This is a genomic window from Anaerobiospirillum succiniciproducens DSM 6400, from assembly GCF_000482845.1.
Lineage (GTDB): Bacteria > Pseudomonadota > Gammaproteobacteria > Enterobacterales > Succinivibrionaceae > Anaerobiospirillum > Anaerobiospirillum succiniciproducens.
This window is the reverse complement of sequence record NZ_AXWV01000019.1, coordinates 13,677-35,059: the sequence shown is the minus strand read 5'-3', so window position 1 is coordinate 35,059 and position 21,383 is coordinate 13,677. Positions and strand designations below refer to the sequence as shown.

General features: G+C 43.2%; 8 protein-coding genes and 1 pseudogene. All 9 read left to right on the top strand.

All coding sequences use genetic code 11. The features are described 5' to 3' along the window. Window positions 1-51 precede the first annotated feature (51 nt). The 9 genes and pseudogenes from H524_RS0102920 (at window position 52) to H524_RS0102875 (ending at window position 20,868) form a co-directional block, all read left to right on the top strand. Window positions 52-1,902 (top strand): hypothetical protein, encoded by a 1,851-nt coding sequence (locus tag H524_RS0102920; RefSeq protein ID WP_156907521.1) that lies wholly within the window; start codon window positions 52-54, stop codon window positions 1,900-1,902. A gap of 365 nt (window positions 1,903-2,267) precedes the next feature. Further along, on the top strand, window positions 2,268-4,616 hold the full coding sequence (locus H524_RS16290; RefSeq protein ID WP_027939148.1) for a P-loop NTPase family protein: 2,349 nt from the start codon (window positions 2,268-2,270) through the stop codon (window positions 4,614-4,616). A gap of 677 nt (window positions 4,617-5,293) precedes the next feature. After that, window positions 5,294-7,366, top strand: a complete 2,073-nt coding sequence (flhA, locus tag H524_RS0102910; protein ID WP_245580435.1) for a flagellar biosynthesis protein FlhA — start codon at window positions 5,294-5,296, stop codon at window positions 7,364-7,366. 1,159 nt (window positions 7,367-8,525) lie between these two features. Next, complete coding sequence (gene flhF, locus H524_RS13945) at window positions 8,526-10,166, top strand: flagellar biosynthesis GTPase FlhF (RefSeq protein WP_044121345.1); 1,641 nt, start codon at window positions 8,526-8,528, stop codon at window positions 10,164-10,166. 1,313 nt (window positions 10,167-11,479) lie between these two features. Next, window positions 11,480-12,301: pseudogene (locus H524_RS13940) on the top strand (MinD/ParA family ATP-binding protein); the annotation flags it as partial. A 938-nt stretch (window positions 12,302-13,239) separates the two neighbouring features. Further along, on the top strand, window positions 13,240-15,903 hold the full coding sequence (gene fliA / locus H524_RS16285) for an RNA polymerase sigma factor FliA (protein ID WP_052338871.1): 2,664 nt from the start codon (window positions 13,240-13,242) through the stop codon (window positions 15,901-15,903). Between the two features lie 1,761 nt (window positions 15,904-17,664). Next, window positions 17,665-18,060 (top strand): chemotaxis response regulator CheY, encoded by a 396-nt coding sequence (locus H524_RS0102885; RefSeq protein WP_027939146.1) that lies wholly within the window; start codon window positions 17,665-17,667, stop codon window positions 18,058-18,060. A gap of 21 nt (window positions 18,061-18,081) precedes the next feature. Then, complete coding sequence (locus tag H524_RS0102880) at window positions 18,082-18,852, top strand: protein phosphatase CheZ (RefSeq protein WP_211232150.1); 771 nt, start codon at window positions 18,082-18,084, stop codon at window positions 18,850-18,852. Window positions 18,853-18,861: 9 nt separating this feature from the next. After that, window positions 18,862-20,868: a chemotaxis protein CheA gene (locus H524_RS0102875; RefSeq protein ID WP_027939144.1), complete on the top strand. Its 2,007-nt coding sequence runs from the start codon at window positions 18,862-18,864 to the stop codon at window positions 20,866-20,868. The last annotated feature ends 515 nt before the right edge of the window (window positions 20,869-21,383 follow it).

Sequence of the window (21,383 nt, the reverse complement as noted above, 5' to 3'; positions counted from 1 at the left end):
TCTTGCTTGTCTAATGCAAGGTTAAGTTAGTAATACAACAGGATTGTAAGTATGGCGTTGTCATTGGTACTCGATAATCCGTACCGAGTTTTAGGACTAGGCGTACAGGCTCAGGCCAAAGCCCTGTCTGCAAACTACAAGCGGATGATGGAAGAGTCTTTAAAAGGCAATGAGGTGGTGCTGGAGCAAGATATCACTTCTTACTTGAAGGCTCCGCTAAGAACACCACGCCGTCTTGAGCAAGCTAAGAGTAAGCTCATGTCTGCTCGTGGTCGTATGTACCATGCCATGTTCTGGTTTGTAGTTACTGACAAAGCCGATAAGGCTGCTCTGTACTATTTATCACGCAAAGAACGTGAAAAGGCGGTCAAGATTCTGCAAAGCCGTCAGAACTTCTCTTCATACATCAATTTAGCTGTTCTTGCCTTGATGGAAGATCGTTTTGATGATGCAGCAACTTTATACAGTCGTTGCCTGCAAGATGAGGAAATGACACAGGCCTTTGTGCAAGTAGTCATTGGTGACAAGTTTAAGGTTAAAGGCGCGTTCTTACTTGCTAAAGTGCTTGACGTCCTTAACCAAGAAAAAGAGAAGCTCGAAAACGAGGACAATCTTGACTCAAGAGCTTTTGTAGGCGCTGGTCACGGTGTTTTAAACAAGGAAGCTCAGCAAAGTCGTACTAAGTTACAAAACACTGACACAGGACTAACCCGTAGTACCATCATCAATAATCTGAGCTTAAAGAAGCAAGCAGGTAGCTTTGATCGCCACTTAAATGAGGCGCTCAATGATCTTATCGACCGCATTGCTGCAATTAACCGTGAGTATGGTATGGATGATGACTTTACTGAGGTAGAGCTTAATCCAAATCCTGCAGCTAACTACATCATTGATGAGATCTCACGCTTTTTAGCCGTAAACAACTCTTTAATGGAGGCTTTCCGTCAGCGTTGTTATGAGGCTCGTGAGCGTGCTTTATATTTAGACTATGTCTATAACCTTGCTTCCATCACTCACTATGCATTCCATTTATATGCAACTGAGTTTGGTCGCATGTACTCAAGTGAGTTAGTACAAAAGCTCAGAAGCATTATTGCTAAGATTGAGCGTCTGTATTTTAGAATGAAGAGTGATGATATTGACTACTTCATTAACTCACTGCGTCGTATTGAAGATGCACTGCCTTACTACTATCAGATTGCGCAAAACTTTGAGAAGTACTATCTTCTGTCTGATGATAAGCAGCTTATAGATAACTTCTATGCCTTTAATCGCTCAGTGTACAAGGTCATAGATGCCTTTAATCGTACCTTAGGCTTAAAGGGCGCGTATGTTGACTGCTCCTTGCATTTACAGGATATGGCAGTTCGTTACAACGTTAGCTTTATGCTCGTATTAGTAAACATAGCTCTACGTCATCCATACCGTATCAAGGTTAAGCCAGCAGTTGAGCAAGAGTTTAAGATTGATGAGAGCAAGTTTGGCTCCTTTGGTCAGAGCTTTGGTAAGGTTGAAGATACGGCCCCTGCTCCTGAACAGACCAATCAGAATCCTCCTCAAGTACAGATGCAAGCTGATGGTGTACAAAAGAGTGCCAAGGTAAAGCTTTCACGTGAAGAGAAGAAGCGCCAAGCTGAAGAGCGCCGCAAGATTATTGCAGTGCAAAAGCGTCGTAGCTCTTTCTTCAAGCGTAAGCTAGCACGTCAGCGCAATCGCTTTAAGGAAATCCTTAACAGCTTTAAGTACTACAATACATCTCCAAGCACTCAGACCTTAGTTGAGATTACATTGCGTCAGGTAGACCGTCTACCTCCTCCAGTAAGTTTCAAGACCTTAGTAGCTGGCGTGGCCTTAATCATTCTGGCTGCAGCAGCTGTTTATATTAATGCGCTGATGCATTAGTACTAAAGCAACTAATATTCATTGATCATGGGCGTCACTCTTATTAAAGGCTGACGCCATGCAATACTAGACACGGGCGTCATCCTTCATCAAGGCTGACGCCCTTGCTGTCTTTACTGCTCATCAATAAAGCAAGCGATCTTAGAATCTAGATTAATCAAAGCGCCTCTAGATGAGCAGCATCGTAGAGTCTAGGTTAATCAAAGCGGCTCTAGATAAGTAGCATCGTAGCGCTTAGTTTGGTCTGCTTGATGCCAAATGATATGATCTAAGAGTGCATTAATAGTATTGGTCTAATGAATAGGCCTAGTGCTTGGCAACTGTTATAACTCTAGAGGCTATACGAGCTGAAGTGGGGGTAGAGAATGTCTTATAACAACAAACCATCAGGATCTTTTGTTGACACCAATGCTACCCCACAGATTGTTGAGCGCACTAGTCAGATCGATAATGCCAATGTAGGCCAAGCGCCGCATCAGCAAGCAATACCATCTGCAATGCCTAATGCCGCTCCAATATCTACTGGCCCGCTTGGCCCATCCTTAATCATGGCTCCAGGCGTACAGGATGATTTTTCTTATGCACAAGGTGCAATGTCTCCAAACGCCAGTACCGCTGCAAATCTAAATGCCAATGCCAATGCAGCGATGCAGCAAGCACAGTATCAGCAAGCCAAAGGTAATCAGTACGGTCAGCAAGGTCAGTTTGCTCAAAGATCACCAGGGCAGTTCACTCAGCCTCAGCAAAATCAGTATGGCCAAGGTCAAGGTCAGATGCAGCCAGGACAATTTGCTCAAGGACAGTTGCAGCCTGGTCAAGGACAGGGCGGTCAGTTTGGTCAAGGTCAGATGCAGCCAGGACAATTTGGCCAAGGACAGATGCAGCCTGGTCAGTTTGGTCAAGGCCAGATGCAGCCTGGTCAATTTGGCCAAGGACAGGGCGGTCAGTTTGGTCCAGGCCAGATGCAGCCAGGACAATTTGGTCAAGGACAGGGCGGTCAGTTTGGTCAAGGCCAGGTAACTGGCGCTGGTGGTGCTAATGGTTGGGCGGGCGCTGATAACAAAGGCTCAAACATTGATGAGCCAATCGGTACTCCGCAAGAGAAGCTTAAGTTAGCTCCAGAGTCTTATGAAGCTAGAGCCAATATTCCTATGACACCTGTGGCTGCTTATGCTGGCGGCTTTGAACAGGCATCTAAGAATACGGGTGGTCCGGATATGGGCAGTGTTGTGGCTGGTGGCTCTAATGCAAGCTCTAGTGCAGGATCTGCTAGAGCAGCTAATGTAGCTTCGGATGAGGCCATGAGTCAGTCTTATACTCAGACAATGGCATATGCTGCAGCAACTGCTAAAGCTGATGCGAATGCTGCAGGTTATTCTGATGAGTTACGTACCATTGCCATGCAGTCAAATGGCCAAAACACTAAGAGTGTCCCGCTTGAAAGAGAGAGCTCCAAGATAGTGTTTAATGGCAATACGCAGCAGATGGCAAATGTTAATGATCCTGCAGCCAAGGCTATGGCGTTTTCAAGAACCTATGAAGGTGCACGTCTTGCTGTGGAGCAAACCACTACGCCTTATGATGATCTCGTTCCTAAGCTCTATCGAATCCCATCCGTTCGTCCTGGTATGAGTCCTCAACAGGCTGCACTGATTGAAAGGCTGCAAGCACAGCGTGCACGCTTTGAGCATTTGGAGATGGAGCTTAAGATTCGCTTCCAGATGTTGCTTGCTGATCCTGATACTCCTGATTACCCAGATGATGAGTATGATGACTTTGGCACTTCAGAAGCTACTAGCAAGGACACTAGTGAAAGTGCAGTGCCGGCACAAGATAGTGGCTTTGTGCAGGATTTAAGACAGACAGTTACCCAAGATGAGGATGCTACAACTCATAGCTCATCCCGTCCACGCTCTCCAATTGAGATGCTGCTGCGCAAGATTGAACAGCACACTGGTATCAATATCGATGATATTGAAGTTAGACCTGGTGATGCTGAGCTTATGCGTCGTCGTGAAACCATTGAGGTAGCAGCTGAGGTAAGAAAGCGCAAAGAAGACTACTACCGTCGTTTCGTTAAGGATATGAAGCGCTCTGGTAATGTCGATTCTAAGTATAACTTTGCGACTTTAAATCGTGATAAGTTCAACAATGATGCCTTTACCTTATCACTGCGCTTTATTAGCAATATTTATCCTCAGGTTACCCCACAAATGCTCTTAGTCTTTGGTGATATGGGTACAGGTAAGACCTGTCTTTGTCATGCTATTGGTAACAAGTTTATGCAGCTGCGTACCCATAGCAAGACAGAAATTGGCCGCCATCCTGATGTGCCTTTGAGCATGCTCACCACCTTTGATGACATCAAGAAAACTTGGTTTTATTCAAATAATGAAAGCTTTGAAGACAAAAATGAGCGAAATCGCCGCTTCAATGCTTTTTGCAATACGGACTTATTGATTCTAGATGGTCTGTGCTCTGACAACAGTGCCTTAGATCCTTTTGCTCAGAAGATCTTTAACGAGTTATTACGTCGTCGTAGCTCACAAGGATTGCCAATGGTTATAACCACTGCAGTTAATTTGCAGTCCATTCACAAGGCCATTGGTGATTTATGCTATGAGGGCATTAAGAGCTTTTCAGTAACCGCTACTTGCTTATTTGGTCGCAGCCGCCGTCCATATATCCGCTTTAATGGCTCATATCTGCCATAGGTTGGTATTAGCGCAGCCTCTTTCCATAATATCTGCAATGAACGTAGGATGGCGGTAATGGCGTATTGCTGTTGCCTGTTTGCTGCTTGATGGGTGTAGCTTGAGTTTGGATAGTGCCTTTTGTACATGCTTTTGTTTCACGCATGTAAGTAAAAAAGTGCTAAATTATGTGGGCAATGCAGTTTTGGTGTGGCGCTATTCACATAGTTTCACCCAAGTAATGCAATGTCGCTTAGTTTCTTTGTTTAGTCAGGTTATGCGGTTATAATGACCGCCGTAAATTGTTTGCTGCATGCTCAAAAGTGCTTTAAGTTATTGTCTTAGCACTGTTTGAGCGTATGACCATACCTAGAAAAGCTCTCTTGATAAGGATATTGTTTTGACCTGCTCAAGATGCTTTTTTCTTTTCTATCTTGGATAGAGCCACATATCTCTAGCTGCATTTTCAATGCGATATTTATCAGCTATATGAGGCACCGTATGCGTGGCAAAATCCTTGCATAGAGCCATTAAATCATGGTTTTTTGATTACAGACGGACTTTTGACAGTGAGTTTCTTATCTAACCTCGGTACTAAGATAAGCACCCCTATTAACGGTGCTCTAAGTAAGGCCCAGGCTAACCCTAAGGTTGCAGCCGGTCTCGCTTATGGTGGCGCTGCCGTTAATAAGCTGCGCGTGATTAAGCTTGGTACTCCATTGCTCGTGCTTGCATGTTTAGCAATGGTCACCTTGCCAATTCCTCCATTGCTTCTGGATATGTTGTTCTCATTCAACATTGCCCTGTCAATGGTGGTGCTCTTAGTTGCAATCTACTCCAAGCGTCCTCTAGATTTCGGCTCATTCCCGTCTGTTCTGCTGCTGACTACGATCTTACGTTTGGCATTGAACGTTGCATCTACCCGTGTAATTCTGATTAATGGTCAGGATGGTACCGCCGCTGCCGGTAAAGTGATTGAGGCCTTCGGTCACGTGGTAATGGGTGGTTCGTACACTGTTGGTTTAATCGTATTCGCCATCTTAGTTATCATTAACTTCGTTGTAGTTACCAAGGGTGCTGGACGTATTTCTGAAGTGTCTGCACGTTTCACCTTGGATGCTATGCCTGGTAAGCAGATGGCTATTGACGCCGACCTTAACGCTGGCCTCATCAATCAAGAGCAGGCCCGTGAGCGTCGTAGTGAAATTGCTCGTGAAGCTGACTTCTATGGTTCCATGGACGGTGCGTCCAAGTTCGTTAAAGGTGACGCGATTGCAGGTATTTTGATCCTGTTCATCAACGTTATTGGCGGTATTATCATTGGTACCGTTTTCCACGACTTAAGCTTTGGTGAGTCAGCCCGTATTTATACCTTACTGTCCATCGGTGACGGTCTGGTTGCTCAGATTCCTTCCCTGTTACTCTCTGTAGCTGCTGCGATTATTGTTACTCGTCAGACTGGTTCAGAAAGTGAAATGGGTCAGCAGGTGGTATCAGAACTCTTTAGCCAGTCTAAGACCATGTTCATCGTTGCCGGCGTACTCTTTGTTATGGGTATTGTTCCTGGCATGCCACATATCGCTTTCTTAAGCTTAGCCTTTATCTCCATGCTTATTGGCTTCCTTATCAAGCGTAAGCAGCGTCTGGATATGGAAGCTGCTATGGCTCCACCTCCAGTGCCTGATGAGCCAGCTCCAGATCAGCGTGAACTTTCTTGGGACGATGTATCTGAAGTTGATATCATCGGTCTTGAAGTGGGCTATCGTCTTATTCCTATGGTGGATAAGGCTCAAGGTGGTGAGCTTCTCAACCGTGTTAAGGGTGTACGTAAGAAGTTATCTCAGGACTTGGGCTTCCTTATCCCTCCTGTACATATTCGTGATAACCTCGACTTAGGTCCAAACAGCTACCGTATTACTCTCATGGGTGTTACCTTCGGTGAGGCTGAGATTCAGCCTGATCGTGATATGGCGATTAACCCAGGTCAGGTATTCGGTCGTGTTCCTGGTATTGCTACTAAGGATCCAGCTTTCGGTCTCGAGGCTGTATGGATTACCAAGCAGGATAACGATCGTGCTTTAGGTCTTGGCTATACTGTGGTTGACTGCTCTACCGTAGTTGCAACTCACTTATCACAGATCTTAGCTAATAACTGCGCTTCCTTAATCGGTCAGGAAGAGGTTCAGAACATTCTGGATATTGTTTCCAAGACTCAGCCAAAGCTCGTTGGTGGTCTGGTACCAAACATCGTCAACCTTGGTCTGCTTACCAAGCTCCTGCAGAACTTGCTGCATGAGGGTGTTCCTGTTCGCGATATGCGTACCATCTTAGAGACTTTAGTCGAATACGCTCCAAAGAGTCAGGATCCAGAAGTTCTTACCGCTGCATGCCGTATCGGTCTGCGCCGTCTGATTATTCAGGATATTGTTGGTGGCGATCTCATCATCCCTGTAATTACCTTATCTCCTGATCTTGAGAAGGTATTACATAAGTCTCTTGAGACTGGTGGTGCCGAAGGCGTTGGTATTGAGCCTGGTCTTGCAGACAGAATGCAGAAGTCTCTGTACGAAGCAACTGCCAACCAAGAAATGGCTGGCGAACCTGCAATTCTGCTTACTTCAGGTATCTTGCGTTCAACTCTGTCACGCTTTGTTAAGAACACTATTCCTGGTCTGCGTGTACTCTCTTACCAAGAGATTCCTGATGATAAGCAGATTAAGATTGTGTCAGTAGTTGGTAACAACAACGCACAGCCTCAGTTACGCGGATAACTAAAGGTATAAATATCTAAAAGCAAAAGACCTCGCACTAGCGGGGTTTTTTGTTATGTGTCTTAGCAAAAACTGAATTTGAAAGAGTTGCTAAATCAATCAATCAATCAATCAATCAATCAATCAATCAATCAATCAATCAACCACTCAATCAAACATACATATTCGTTAGCTTTGCTCAAAGATGTCATACAGCTTTAACGCTAGGTTTTGAGTAAAATTAATTGAATGCCCTACGAAATATCTATATTTGTTTGTCAAAAATTAAAAGGTTGTATGCTAATTAGCTTATGCGGCGGTTCAGTGATGATGAATAAGCCATTCATTAAAATGCTCACAAACCGTGTTGTAACTAGGGTTTAATTGCGATTTTGCTTTCACTTTTTGCCATAATGTTAAGTATGCTGGGTAGAATTAGTCATAAGTGCGCCCCAAATTGCGAAGATGTGCGTTAGATGCGTGGTAATGGGGGTAGTTTTTTCATACAATATCCGAACTATGAGAAATTAGCCAAAGACTATCAGCTGATTGCATAGCTAAAATTAGCTTATTGCTTTAGCTGAAAACTTGTCGTTTTCGCAAGATGTTGTTCAGTAGTTAAATGGTTGCGCACCTGTTGTTTTAAATAGGCGCGGCAAACATCCAAGGGCATTAATTTTGCTTGCTTTTGCCCCTGTTCAACAGTGATTATTCGTCATTTAACTAGGCAATTCTGATTTACGTACAACGCTAAGACTGTTAAAAGCACTTAATCTTTAAAGTGCAGAGACAGCTATCTAGTGTGGATGCATACGAAGCTAAGCCTAAGTTCAGGCTATGCTCAGAGTAATACAATCAGTTATTGTCACCGTGCCGCTATCTAGATGTTTTGTCTTGATGATTGCATGAGTTTTTGACGCATCACTGCAACTGTCTGCAACTTTAATGTGGTTTTTCGACCTAGTTTGTATAGCCCCTTCAAGCATGGCTGCTTTAAGCTCAATGATATAAACATGAACTTAGACTGTTCATGAGTTATTAAGATATGAGTAGTGCTATGTGTTGGTGGCAAGCTTTTTTGTTGCTTAACCTAAACATTGTTTGTTAGGTCTTATTCAAGCTAGATGGTTCATGCCAAAGTCTCGAATCCGGCAAGCTGTAGCGACCATAGGTGGTTTTGATGAAACTAAAACGTTTTGTAGCTAAGGACATGAAAGAGGCTCTTACCTTAGTCAAGGATGAGCTCGGAGATGATGCAATCATCATGTCCAATAAGCGCGTGGCTGCTGGCGTTGAAATTGTGGCAGGCGTAGAGAGTCTGCCAGTTAACAAGCCAAGTACACCTCCAAGTCCGCGCCCTGCACCAACTAATGCAGGTGGTGCTATTAATGCGGCTGCTGGACGTGACTTAGGTGAAGATCAGGTGCAGCTGAGCTCACGTGAGCCTAAAGCGCAGCCTGATCGCCGTCTTATTGGTGGCAAGAGTCAGGCTTATGCTCAAAGTCTGATCGAGATTTTAGAACGCCAGAAGGCCATGTCCAAAGAGCAGGGTGATCAACTGCTTAATGATATTGCAGCAAAGAGTGGACAAACTCGTGAGAGAGATTATGACTACCTCCAATCACGCAGACCTCAGTCTGACTCTTTAAAGGGAACTGGTGTTTCCCGCATTATCAACCCTGTACCTGGAGATGACGACGATATGGCTATTGAGAACAAGAAGGCTGGTCCTTCACGCATTGACCCGTCACTCGACGAGGATGCTGATCTCTTTAAGACTCCACCTCTGCCTTTAGCGCAGCAGCGAGAGTTTAAGAATTTCTTTGTAAAATCTAAGACCAAGCAAGAAAAAGAAGCTTATGAGAGCAAGGCTGGTATCGATACTTACCGCCAGTCTACAGTTACTGATGCTGCAGTACGTAAAGATTTAGAGAAGATGCGTGCTGAGGTTGAAAACATCCGTAAGCTTTTACAATTTGAACTTGCAGGTCTGATGCAAGATAACCGTTCACGTAATGAGCCTGTAAAGGCTATGATCTTTAAGCTTCTGTGCAGCGTAGGCTTCTCAGATAAGGTTTCAGATCACCTTGTAAATCAGCTGCCAGCTGAGATTACTTTCAACGGCGCATGGCGTGAACTTTTAAGTATTTTAGAGCGTTCCATCATCACTGGTGAGGATGAGATCGTATCTAAGGGTGGTATCGTTACCTTAATCGGCCCAGCCGGTGTCGGAAAGACGACTACTCTAGCTAAGCTGGCTGCCCGCTTTGTGATGCGTTATGGACCTCAGCGTGTGGCGATTGTTACAGCTGATCACTATCGTATTGGTGCTGTTGAGCAGATCAAGACCTATGGTCGTATCATGGGATGCTCCACCTTTGCAGTGAAGAACATTGCTGAGTTACCACAGCTTTTATACACCCTGTCAGATAAGAGCCTCATCTTAGTGGATACTGCTGGTGTAGGCTTTAAGGATGAGCGTTTTAATGCTCAGCTCTCTCAGCTTAAGATGCAATCTAGCCTGCAGCTCAAGCACTATTTAGTGCTGCCTTGCACCACTCAGCGTAAGGTCTTACAGCATGCTTATGATCACTTTGCTTCTATCGGTTTAGTTGGTCTCATCTTAACTAAGATCGACGAGTGCCAGAACGTAGGTGATGCTTTATCTTTATGTATTGAGATGAAGCTGCCGATCTCCTACATTACTGATGGTCAGCGTGTGCCTGAGGATTTAGATATTCCAAATCCAAATGCCTTAGCAAGACGTGCTCTGTCTGCTGTAGAGGATGATACTGCTCGCAGCATGCTTAGCAAGGTCTAAGAGACAATACTTTTATCGCGCCTCAAAAAGCTCAATAGCATCGCCATGCATCTTAAGTGCTGCGATCTCATAGCTCTTTGAGGCGTTGTCATTTCAAGGCCGCACAATCATTCTAATCCTGCCCAAACAGATTCGATCTGCTCCAGTCCTAATAACTCGCGCTAAAACCGATTTAATCCCGTACCGGGTGACTATTAAGTCGCGCTAAAACCGATCTGATCTACATCTGTCTAATCTAGCCACTCTAATCTAAGGACAATCTATACTTCATTGAAGAGCCTGCTTACTATTGTCTTAATTGCTAAATGACTACTTAAACTCAGTGCTTTGGCTAATCGATAATGAGCAATTGTAGCCATGCATTTAGACTGCTAAGAGGTCTTTTGGTTTGTGATTGTGCAATGCAGTGAGAACATGTATGCCGCTTAGGCCAATACTGCCTTGTTATTGATGCCATATATGTTGCCAAAACCAACAAGATTATGTGATAGAAAATGGTGGTGCTAAGGTTCAGCTAATGGGGATCGAGTATAGTGTTTACCTGAATGCTAGTGTCAATCTTTTATACATGGCAGCCCATAAGAACTGCTCTTAGAGCAGGCATTAGATATTTTGTTGATATACTTAGTCAATTATGTAAGTTGAGATGTGTATGAACTTTAGTATAATTTGCAAGCTAAATACGATACACTAGCCATTTGTAAGTACGGCTTAATAACTTTTTAGTGCGTTTTTGCAAAGTAGGGCTGATTTTTGCATTGCATAGGCGCAGTAACTTGTCTAAGTCAGATGAGTGTCATATTAGTTACATTAGATCAATTGATTGTGATCTAGATTGCATGACAATAATCATTATTAAGAATATTTTCTAGTTACAACATCTTTTGCTAACATTGCTCTTAATAAATTAGTCCGCATCACGATTTAATGTAATATATAGATACATATTTTCTTAGAGCAAGTAAGCTTGCATCTAGAGTTGGTCTCAATGAGATCTTTTTAGTTAATAACAAGAGCACAATGCGTTTCAGTTCTTGTTTGTATCTCTAGTTGAAAGCTTGATGCATAAAGCCTTTGTTTCGTAGGTATACGTTAGCAAAGCACTATGGTACACATACTATTGAATATGTGCTCCTTAGTTGTAACATCGTGGTAGTGTCTAGCTAATTACATTAGCTAGCATCTAAGGTAGCTCAAAAGCTATCTGTTACCTAAAGTGTTTTGTTTTACGAAACTTTTACACTCTGTGTGTTGTTCAAGTGTATAAGATTCGTTTGTTTGACAAAGAGATTACTATTTAGGGTGTCGTTTGTATGGTACAGAAATACAAATGGAGAAGAGTTAAAGTCATCACCGTTACTGGTGGTAAAGGTGGTGTAGGTAAATCATCAGTCTCCTTAAATCTAGCAGTAGCTCTGTGTCAAATGGGCAAGCACGTCATGCTATTTGACGCTGACTTGGGTCTTGCTAATATCGACGTTATGCTGGGCTTAAAGGTTCACAAGAACTTAGCTCACGTATTACGTGGCGAGTGCTCACTTCAAGAGATTATTCAAGATGGCCCTCAGGGATTACGCATTGTCCCAGCTTCATCAGGTCTCAAGGAGATGGCAGAGTTAAGTGTTGATCAGCATGCAGGTCTGATCCGTGCTTTCTCCTCTTTAGAAGAGCCAGTAGATTTCTTAATCGTTGATACTGCAGCTGGTATTTCTGACATGGTTCTGTCATTTTGCCGTGCTGCGCAAGACGTCATCATGGTGGTTTGCAACGAGTCTACTTCTGTTGCTGACGCTTATGCCCAGATGAAGGTACTGTCAAACGATTACGACGTTTCTAAGTTCCGCATTATTGCCAATCAGGTGCACTCACTTGAAGAAGGCAAGTTCATGTTCAAGAAGCTTGTTACCTTAACTGACAAGTTCTTAGATGTAGCTTTAGAACTGTGCGGCTGTATTCCAATTGATATCAACATGCGCAAAGCTATTCGTCAGCGTACCTGCGTAGTTGATGCATTCCCGCAAGCACCTGCTGCACGTGCTTTTAAGAGCTTAGCGCGTCGCGTGCTTAACTGGCCAATTCCAGATATTCCAGGTGGTTACTTAGAGTTCTTCGTAGAAAACCTTATCAAGCGTCCAGATGATGGCACTAACCAGAATACTGGCGCTAGTATCAAGGCTGGTAATGATGAGCCTCCTATGCCAATTGGCAGTCTTTTAGGAATGAGTTCTCCTGATGGTAAGGGATCACCAGCTGATCTTGAAAAGCGTTTAGAAGCAGCTAAAGCTGAGGCTAAAGCTCAAGGTCTGTAAAAACTCTAGTAATCCTCTAAAAAGCCCGCTTTATGCGGGTTTTTTTATGCCTAGCGAAATACATTTACTTACAGAAGTGAAGGTGATTTTCGCTCAAAGGCACTATCGCTCGTTTAATTTGCAAAATCATGCAAAAGCAAAATAAAATCCTTTCTAAGTAGTCTAGTGCTGATATTTGGCTTATCTAAGGAGTTTAGGTGATTTTTTATTCGGTACAGAACTGAGAAAGTTAAGTCAAATATTGGTTTAAGTTCTCGCAAACTTGCTTATATCATGGACGTTGCGCGTAAATTCTAATAGAATCGAACAAGATAGCTTGACTACACACATCAGCAATCTTTGTTTGTTGTATGAAGAGTAGGCATTATTAATAAGTTTCAGACTCAAATGTCTTTGTTTAGGTGTGTGTTTAGTGTGTACGCCCATTAGTTTTTGTTGTTCTCATACAGAGCAATGGTTGCTGCACTAATTAAGTACTTAAAATTGAAGCTGTCATTAGACTGCAATAGACTGTATCGATTAAGCAAGATTACATACTTGACTCTAGGCAAAGTTAAGGCTTAGTGTGTCTATTGCTACAGTCTTAAACTATCTGCAAAGCTACTAACACGCTACTAATTTATGAATAGGCAGAACCACTTTAAGGATGATGCCAATGCTATAAGCTTAGGCAAGGTCAATCTAGGATGGTCTTATTTCTTATTTATGATGATGTAGTGGCTATAGAGCAGATACAGTGAACGAATTGGGAAGCAGAGCATATCATGGCACCAAGAGATCCAAATGATTCAGCAATTAAGGCTTACTCCAACAAGAGTATGTCCGAGCGCCAACAAATGGTGCTTGAGTACGCTCCTCTGGTTAAGCGCATTGCCTTATTCATCAAAGGACGTCTGCCTGCGAATATAGATCTCAATGATCTTATTCAAAATGGCATGCTTGGTCTAATCGATGCTGTGAATAACTTTGTTGACGGCAAAGGCGCGTCATTTAAAAGCTATGCTGCATTGCGTATTCGTGGCAGTATCATTGATGGCTTGCGACGTAGTGATTGGGCCCCACGTACTGTTCATGTTAATGCTCGTATTATTACCGAGGCTCGTGAGCGTTTAAGTCAGATTCTTGGTCGTGAACCATCTGATTATGAAATTGCTAAAGATGTAGGCGTAGATATTAACGATCTGCATCTTATTATGGTGGACACCAATCAGTCTCAAGTTATGGCTGTGGAAGATACAGGCTGTACTGAAGACTTTCTTTACGAACTATCTCAAAGTGAGAACATTCCATTCCATGATGACACCCTCTACGATGGCATCATTGCTGAACAGTTCAATCAGGATTTAGTTAAGGCTCTTAAGAATCTTCCTGATAAAGAGCGTTATGTCATTGGCCTATACTACGAAAAGCATATGAACGTTAAGGAAATATCTGCGATCCTTGGCGTGTCTAGCTCTCGTATCTGTCAATTAATGGCTAATGGCTTTAAGCATATTCGTAAAGATCTCTACTTATGGGGCAAGAACCGTGAGGGACAAGCTCCTAGCGATGAGGTAATGGTAATCGACGGCTTCAAAGTTGCCGAAGAAAAACCTAAAAAATTCCGTAGATCTAGTATTGAAGATCTTTATGCAGATGACTTTGCATTTGCCTATGGCTCAGACAATCAACTCAATGTTGATGCTAAGGATGAAGCTGATTCTGACAAGATGCGTAAGATCGATCGCATTATGTCTGAAGGTGCTCGTCCAATTCCTAAAAAGACAGCAAAGAAGCCTTCCTTGCTCTTTGATGAGGACGGCGAAATTGATGTTAAGACCGAGCACGGTAGAAGAATTGTAGCTGAGCGTGAAGAAGAAAGACGCATAGAACAAGAGCGTCTTGCCTATACTATTGCCCAGGTAAAACGTAAGCGTCAAGAAGCTCTTATTGCGCCAACTGCGCGATTAAAGAAACGTGATGCTAATAGACCTTTTGCCAATGATAAGCCTGAGCTTGAAGATACTCCTACTATGATTGCCGATAGTAAGAGGCATGCTCTCAAGCAGTCTAAGTTAGCTCAAAAGGAGCAGCTTGATGAAGAGTTTGACATCTCTCAAGATGATCTCGTTGGTGCAGTAGAGGCTAATAGCTCTGAGGACAAAGATTCAAGCAGTGCATCTAAGAGTGATAGCGAATCAATTAACGGCATTGCTCTTCCGTCAATTACAGTACCATCACGTTCTAAGGTTAAGTCTAAGCGCGAAGTAAAGATCAGCATGTCAGACATTTCTCTGCCTGATGTTGGTCTTTCTGATATGCCAAATCCTTTTGCTGAAAATTATGCTGCGGATATTGAGGCGCAGACAACTAAGGCTGCTGACGGTAAAAAATCATCAGGCGATTCAAGTGCAGCTAATGCTGATAAGCGTAATCGCTTACTTGCTCCTGAGCTTGATCCGTCCTCACCGCAGTATGATCCGATTAAAGCTGCATTTGGTCAGATGGTTTTTGAAAAGCAGCAGTCTGAGAATATTCAGGAGTTAATTGATCTTAACCTTCTAGATGAAAGCGCGAATAAAGCCTTCAAGGCAAATGATCAAGATAGCAATAATCAAGATAGCAAGGATCAAGATAGCAAGGATCAAGCTGCTGTAGCTAAAAAGCCGAATTTTAGTAGTATTCCATCTGACATACCGGAACACTTACTTGAAGAAATTGATGCTATGTGCGATCAGACTGAGCCAGCTTTTGTTAGCGACTTCTCTGCTGATCTACCACAAGTTGAGGCTCCTAAGCGTGATGTAACGCTCTCTAAAGAGCAGGCTCAGGCAGAGTTCAACGATATTATCATGCGTACTGCTACGATTGTGCAGCTAGCTAAGGCTAAGCGACAGAAGTTCATGGCGCAAAAGGAATTTGCTGAGCTTATCTTTAAGACTATTGAAGTAGTTGAGGCTCGCAAGCATCAACGCGCCAGTGAAATGCAACGTAAAGAAAATCAGCTCATTGCCATGCAAAAGAAGGCAGTGGCTAAATTTGTTGCAGTTTCAAATCTGACAGAGCCTGACTCAGCTTCTCATGCAGCTTGCGCTCCAAACTATCAACAAGGACCAGCGCAAGAGTATCTTAACGAGATTGCTGATGAGGCTATGTACGCTCAGACCTTAAATTCAAGTAGCGCTGATGATTTGTATAGCAGCCCAAGCTATGAGAGCGAAGATGCTACAAATGGCGATCTTGATTTGGTTGGCTTAAAGAAGCGACAGACAAATAGAACCACACGTACTAGAAGATCATCTACAAGCAAGGTAAGTGCAAAAGCATCAAGTGATACTAGAAACGATGGTACATCACCTAAACGTGGCCGTCCTCGTGCTCAGCCGATTGTGCTCTCATTAGAGGAGTTCCTTGCTATGGAGCGCGAGCGTAGCAACAAGGATAGCTAGGATAGCTCCAAACTTATCTGATTATTTGTAGTTGCTCTACGCCTAGTTAAGTAGCAACTGCAGCTTAATCAGTAGAGGCTACAGCTTCTAACAAGCAGCAGCTTTGCTACAACAATAGTAAGTGCGTATTGCAAGATACAAATAACAAGGTCTATGGCGAGCTAAGATCTTATGATCTTTGATCTTTGATCTATGATATTGATGTCAGATAGGCTAAATAAGGAGTGATCTTTGTGCTTCTAATTTAGGCTTGATTGCTGACTATAATCGCTTTGTAAGCTTTGCATGAACATGCTTATATTAAGAAATGGTAGATACAACTAATATCTATCATGTGGTGATCTTAAGGAGTTAGTGTAGTATTTTTGAAGCCGTGATCTTTTTAAATGATCTCTACATATCTGTGCACATGCTGCAAAAGATAATTTTGTGGATAAAGTTATATGCACTAAGTGCAATATAGCGTAGTTATAAGCTATAAAATAACTATGATATTGCACACAATGCTTTGATCTTGCTTTAACCTTATGCGCTTTGTGTGGCATAGATATGAGTTATTGTTCATTGGTTGTGGTATAACACACTCAAATTACAACGTTTGCTAGCATTAATAATCTGATCGTCATTCTTACGACTTTATTAAAGAGCAGCAAGTAACGTTCAGGATGAGAAAATACATGCTTGTCATCTGTGCGCGATGTCAGTGCAATAATCAAGTTTTTTGCTCAGTATCCGTATAGCTCGTCATACAACCGCATTGTTAAGTTTGCAGTGTAAAGTTTTACTTGGGCATGGAACTAGCTACAGCGTACAATCACATATATTTGCCAATCGATGTTCAATAATTTAAGTTTGTCCATGGCATCTAAGTTTTTGATTGTGTAAAAGAAACTATCAAAAATGTGCTATCTATGGGCAAAACAGCTGCTTGGTTATTTGCAGGCAATGCCATTTGGCGTTAATATTGTTTGTATGTGCTAGAAAGCATGGAAGTTGTTTGTACTTTGTGACGAGCAACTACATAGTTCTTATCAGGCACGCGTATAATCACTGAGGCATATTTGACTCACAGGCGATTGCTTGCATGAGTCCTTTTGCATTCAAAAAAGGCTATAATCTATGCTCCGATATCAAAGCGTTTAATCTGAGCTATAGCTTAAGGCAAAATGATTAGTGCCAATATCAAAAGCTACTATGCAAGTAAGCTGTTTGATAAACTAACTTACGTATAAGCTTAATTAAGCTTTAAAGGTAAGACAGATTTCTTGTAATAAGCTTTTAGCTTGTTACGTAAAAGGGAAGGTGAATATTCCTGTTACAATGCGTTTAGCTTTGTGACTAAGCTAAGTCACTACTTTGGGCTTAGTAGTTCACTGTATTTTGAGTGCGGTGTATATAATCCGCCACTTGATTGATGTAGGCTAGTTAAACATTAGCTAGTTCTTATGAGTGTGCAAGCAAAGGCAACTTCGTCTTGCAATGTAGGCACTCTTAAGAACATGCAGCAATCTTTCAATCAGATGTAAGGGTGATGATTAGATCTAGCTTTGCTATGAGTCTTACATACAAAGATAGCTAGCACTCCTTTTGCAATGGTTGTCAAAATACATACGATCTGTAGTATGTGGCTTAGGCTACATTCTAAGCAGATGAAGTGTCACACTAAGTGGCCTGGTGGTATGTTCCACCTAGTCAAATCAGGCTTTATTTTTCTTTTCATATTTTCATTGCCTGAGACTTTTTGCAGTTAAGGAGAAGATCTTGGATAAAAATATCAAGATTTTGATCGTTGATGACTTTTCTACAATGCGACGCATTATTAAGAATCTGCTGCGCGATCTTGGCTACAACAACACTTTTGAAGCCGATGATGGTGCAACAGCTCTTCCAATGCTCGAGAGCGGCGATTTTGAATTCGTAATCACCGACTGGAATATGCCTATTATGCAGGGCATTGACCTTCTCAAGGCTATTCGCTCCAATCCAAAGCTAAAGTCAATTCCTGTGCTTATGGTTACCGCTGAAGCTAAGCGTGAGCAGATTGTTACAGCAGCACAGGCTGGCGTTAACGGCTATGTCGTTAAGCCTTTTACCGCTGACATCCTCAAAGGTAAGCTCGACAAGATCTTCGAGCGTATCGATGGTGGTGGTGAATAACAACAATAGGTGGAGCGGCTCATGTCCGAAATAGAGAATGTAGCACCTGTGATCGACAATGATAAGCCAATCCTCACCTTAGAGGACGCTCGTGAGCTTGTCATGCTGCTCGAGGCAGGAATGCAAAAAGAAGCTGATCGTAAGCTGATTGCTATTACTCAGCAACATGAGGAGAGCTTCTATCAGCAAGTGGGTTATTTAACCCGTGATCTGCATACTGCAGTTCAGAAGTTTGCCTACGACCCAAGATTACGTGAGATCACCGATGAGGAGATCCCAAATGCATCTGAACGTTTACGTTACATTATTTCTGTAACTGATAAGGCTGCTACACGTACTCTTGATGCAGTTGATAGATGTACTCCAATTTCATATGCATTAAAGTCCTCTATTGATGACTTGATGCCTATTTGGAAGCATCTTATGAACGGTCGTATCGATCGTTTTGAATTCGTTTTCTTATGTCATCGAATTGACGATCTGCTCAAGAAGACAGCTGAAGATGCCTCAGATCTTTCTAATCAGTTAAACGAAATTCTGATGGCTCAGGATTTCCAAGACTTAACAGGTCAGATGATCCAACGTGTTATTGGACTTGTTACTGAGGTTGAGGGTAAGCTCGTTGAGTTCTTACGTTTCTTCGGTCAGTACACTCCTGAGGCCGATCAGGAACGCATCAAGCAGAAAGCAATTGAGGCTCAGGGCCCTGCTCTAGATAGCCAAATCGAAGACAACACAGCCGCCGCTTCACAAGACGAAGTGGATGACTTACTTGCAAGTCTCGGCTTTTAGGAGTGCGACATGGATGAGGAGATTTTGCAGGACTTCTTGGTTGAGGCTGGCGAAATTATCGAGCAACTCGATGAACAGCTGGTCCAAATTGAGAAAGCCCCTGACGACAAGGATTTGCTGAACTCCATCTTCCGCGGCTTCCATACCGTGAAAGGCGGTGCAGGCTTCCTTGGATTAAACGAACTCGTTGATATCTGTCACGCAGCTGAGAACGTATTCGACATGCTGCGTAACGGTAAGATCACCTTAAATGCAGCCTCCATGGATGCGGTTTTACAGGCTTATGACGAGATTACTCGTCTGTTCACTGCTGTGCAGAATCGAGAGCCTTTAGATCCAGTTCCTGCTGAGCTCATTACCCGTCTGCATGATATTGCTGATGGTAAGAGCGTAGGTGGTGATGCTGCTGCTGCGGCAGCTCCAGAACCTGAGCCAGAGCCAGAACCTGAGCCAGAGCCAGAGCCAGAGCCAGCACCTGCTGATGAAAATCGCAGTGTTGATGACATCACTGAAGATGAGTTCGAGGCTCTGCTTGATCAGCTTCATGGTAAGGGTCATGCTCCTGGTGCAGAGAACGATGAGCAAAACAATAAGTCAGTTGATGCTACTGATGCTGAGTTTGACAAGATGCTGCACGATGCAGGTCATGACTCAGATAAGGCAGCTCCTGCCCCAGCTCCTGTAGCAAAGCCTGCTGCAGCTCCTGCTCCAGCTCCAGCTCCAGCCGCTGCTAAGGTAGTTGAGCAAAAGAAGGCTCCAGTTAAGGGCGCTGCTGCTATTGCTGCAGCTAAGCCACCAGTACAAAAGACTCAAGCTGCCGCCGCTCCTGATGTTGAGACCACCATGCGTGTTGATAGCAAGGTTCTCGATGACATCATGAACATGGTAGGTGAGCTCGTACTTGTTCGTAACCGTCTTGTTTCTATTGCCGCACATCGTTCCGATCAGGAGATGAACAAGGTAATAGCTAACCTTGATGTGGTAACCGCAGACTTACAGGGCTCTGTAATGAAGACCCGTCTGCAGCCAATCAAGAAGGTATTTGGTCGCTTCCCTCGCTTAGTTCGTGACCTTGCACGTAAGCTCAATAAGCAGATTAACCTCGAGATGGCTGGTGAAGACACCGAGCTTGATAAGAACCTCGTTGATGCATTGGCTGATCCAATGATTCACATGGTTCGTAACTGCTGTGACCACGGTATTGAGTTACCATCAGAGCGTACTGCCTTTGGCAAGCCTGCAACTGGTACTGTTACTCTGTCAGCTGCTCAGCAAGGTGATCACATTCTGCTCCGTATTATTGACGACGGTGCAGGTATGGATCCTAACAAGTTACGTCAAGTTGCTGTTCGCAAGGGCGTGCTTGATGAGGAAGCTGCTGCTAGGATTTCTGATGAAGAAGCCTACAACCTGATTTTCGCTCCAGGTTTCTCAACTAACACTGAGATTACCGATATTTCAGGTCGTGGTGTGGGCATGGACGTTGTTAAGACCAACATCTCCAAGCTCAACGGATCTGTACGCGTTATATCTGAAGTCGGCGTAGGTACTACTATTGAAATTAAGGTTCCATTAACCTTAGCAATTTTACCTACCCTGATGGTTCAGATCTCAGGTCGTACCTTTGCTCTGCCTCTTACCTCAGTATCTGAGATCTTCTACATTGATCTCTCTACTATGCGTAATGTTGATGGCCAGAACACTGTCATTATTCGTGATAAGGCAGTTCCACTGTTCTTCTTAAAGCAGTGGTTCGAGAACTGCTCTATCAACGAATACTTGAAGGGCAAGGCGCACATCGTCTTAGTTCAAGTTCCTGCATCTAACCTCGTTGGCTTTGTAGTTGATGAGTTAGTTGGTCAGGAAGAAGTTGTGATTAAGCCTTTAGATAGCTTGCTCCGTCATACCCCAGGTATGTCCGGTGCAACCATCACCTCTGATGGTGGTATCGCATTAATCCTCGATATTCCTGGATTAATCCGTGCCTACGCTCGTAAGGGCGGCAATCGCTACTAATCAATTAACAAGTGCAGCGCAGTACAAATGCATAGAGTAGCTAATTAGTTATTGCGCTGAGCCTAAAAAGTACTTGTACATGGCCATGGATTCAGTTGTCTAAGCTATGATCTAGCTTTGCACATCACCAGCTAGTCACAGGTGCTTTAAAACAGACTTAACTGCAATTAATGCATGGCCTAATACGCCATGCCTAAAAGAGAGGTGGTCATAGACTTCCTCTCTTTTGTTTTTTTCATACCTCAATTTTTATTCCCGCCAACTCTTAGACTCTTTCTTCTCCCAAAAAACTCAAGCTCTTTGCACATCGCAAGCTCTAGATCCATTATTGATGAATGATCTTAGTACTAAGCTTAATGACTCATGGGGCTAGTCATGAGAGCAGCTAAAGATACTGTAATACAAGACTATATTCGCATTGGTGCAGTTTACGAAAGTTATGTTAGTTTTGAGTTTTCACAAGAATTGATAGAAAGTTGCAACTTTTGCAAATTTTAATGTTTATAACTTTGGCT

Excerpts from the sequence above, each read along its gene's own strand:
- H524_RS0102880 (WP_211232150.1), top strand. The coding sequence starts at position 18,082 with ATGTCCGAAATAGAGAATGTAGCACCTGTGATCGACAATGATAAGCCA.
- flhF (WP_044121345.1), top strand. The coding sequence starts at position 8,526 with ATGAAACTAAAACGTTTTGTAGCTAAGGACATGAAAGAGGCTCTTACC.
- H524_RS0102920 (WP_156907521.1), top strand. The coding sequence starts at position 52 with ATGGCGTTGTCATTGGTACTCGATAATCCGTACCGAGTTTTAGGACTA.
- H524_RS16290 (WP_027939148.1), top strand. The coding sequence starts at position 2,268 with ATGTCTTATAACAACAAACCATCAGGATCTTTTGTTGACACCAATGCT.
- H524_RS0102875 (WP_027939144.1), top strand. The coding sequence starts at position 18,862 with ATGGATGAGGAGATTTTGCAGGACTTCTTGGTTGAGGCTGGCGAAATT.
- fliA (WP_052338871.1), top strand. The coding sequence starts at position 13,240 with ATGGCACCAAGAGATCCAAATGATTCAGCAATTAAGGCTTACTCCAAC.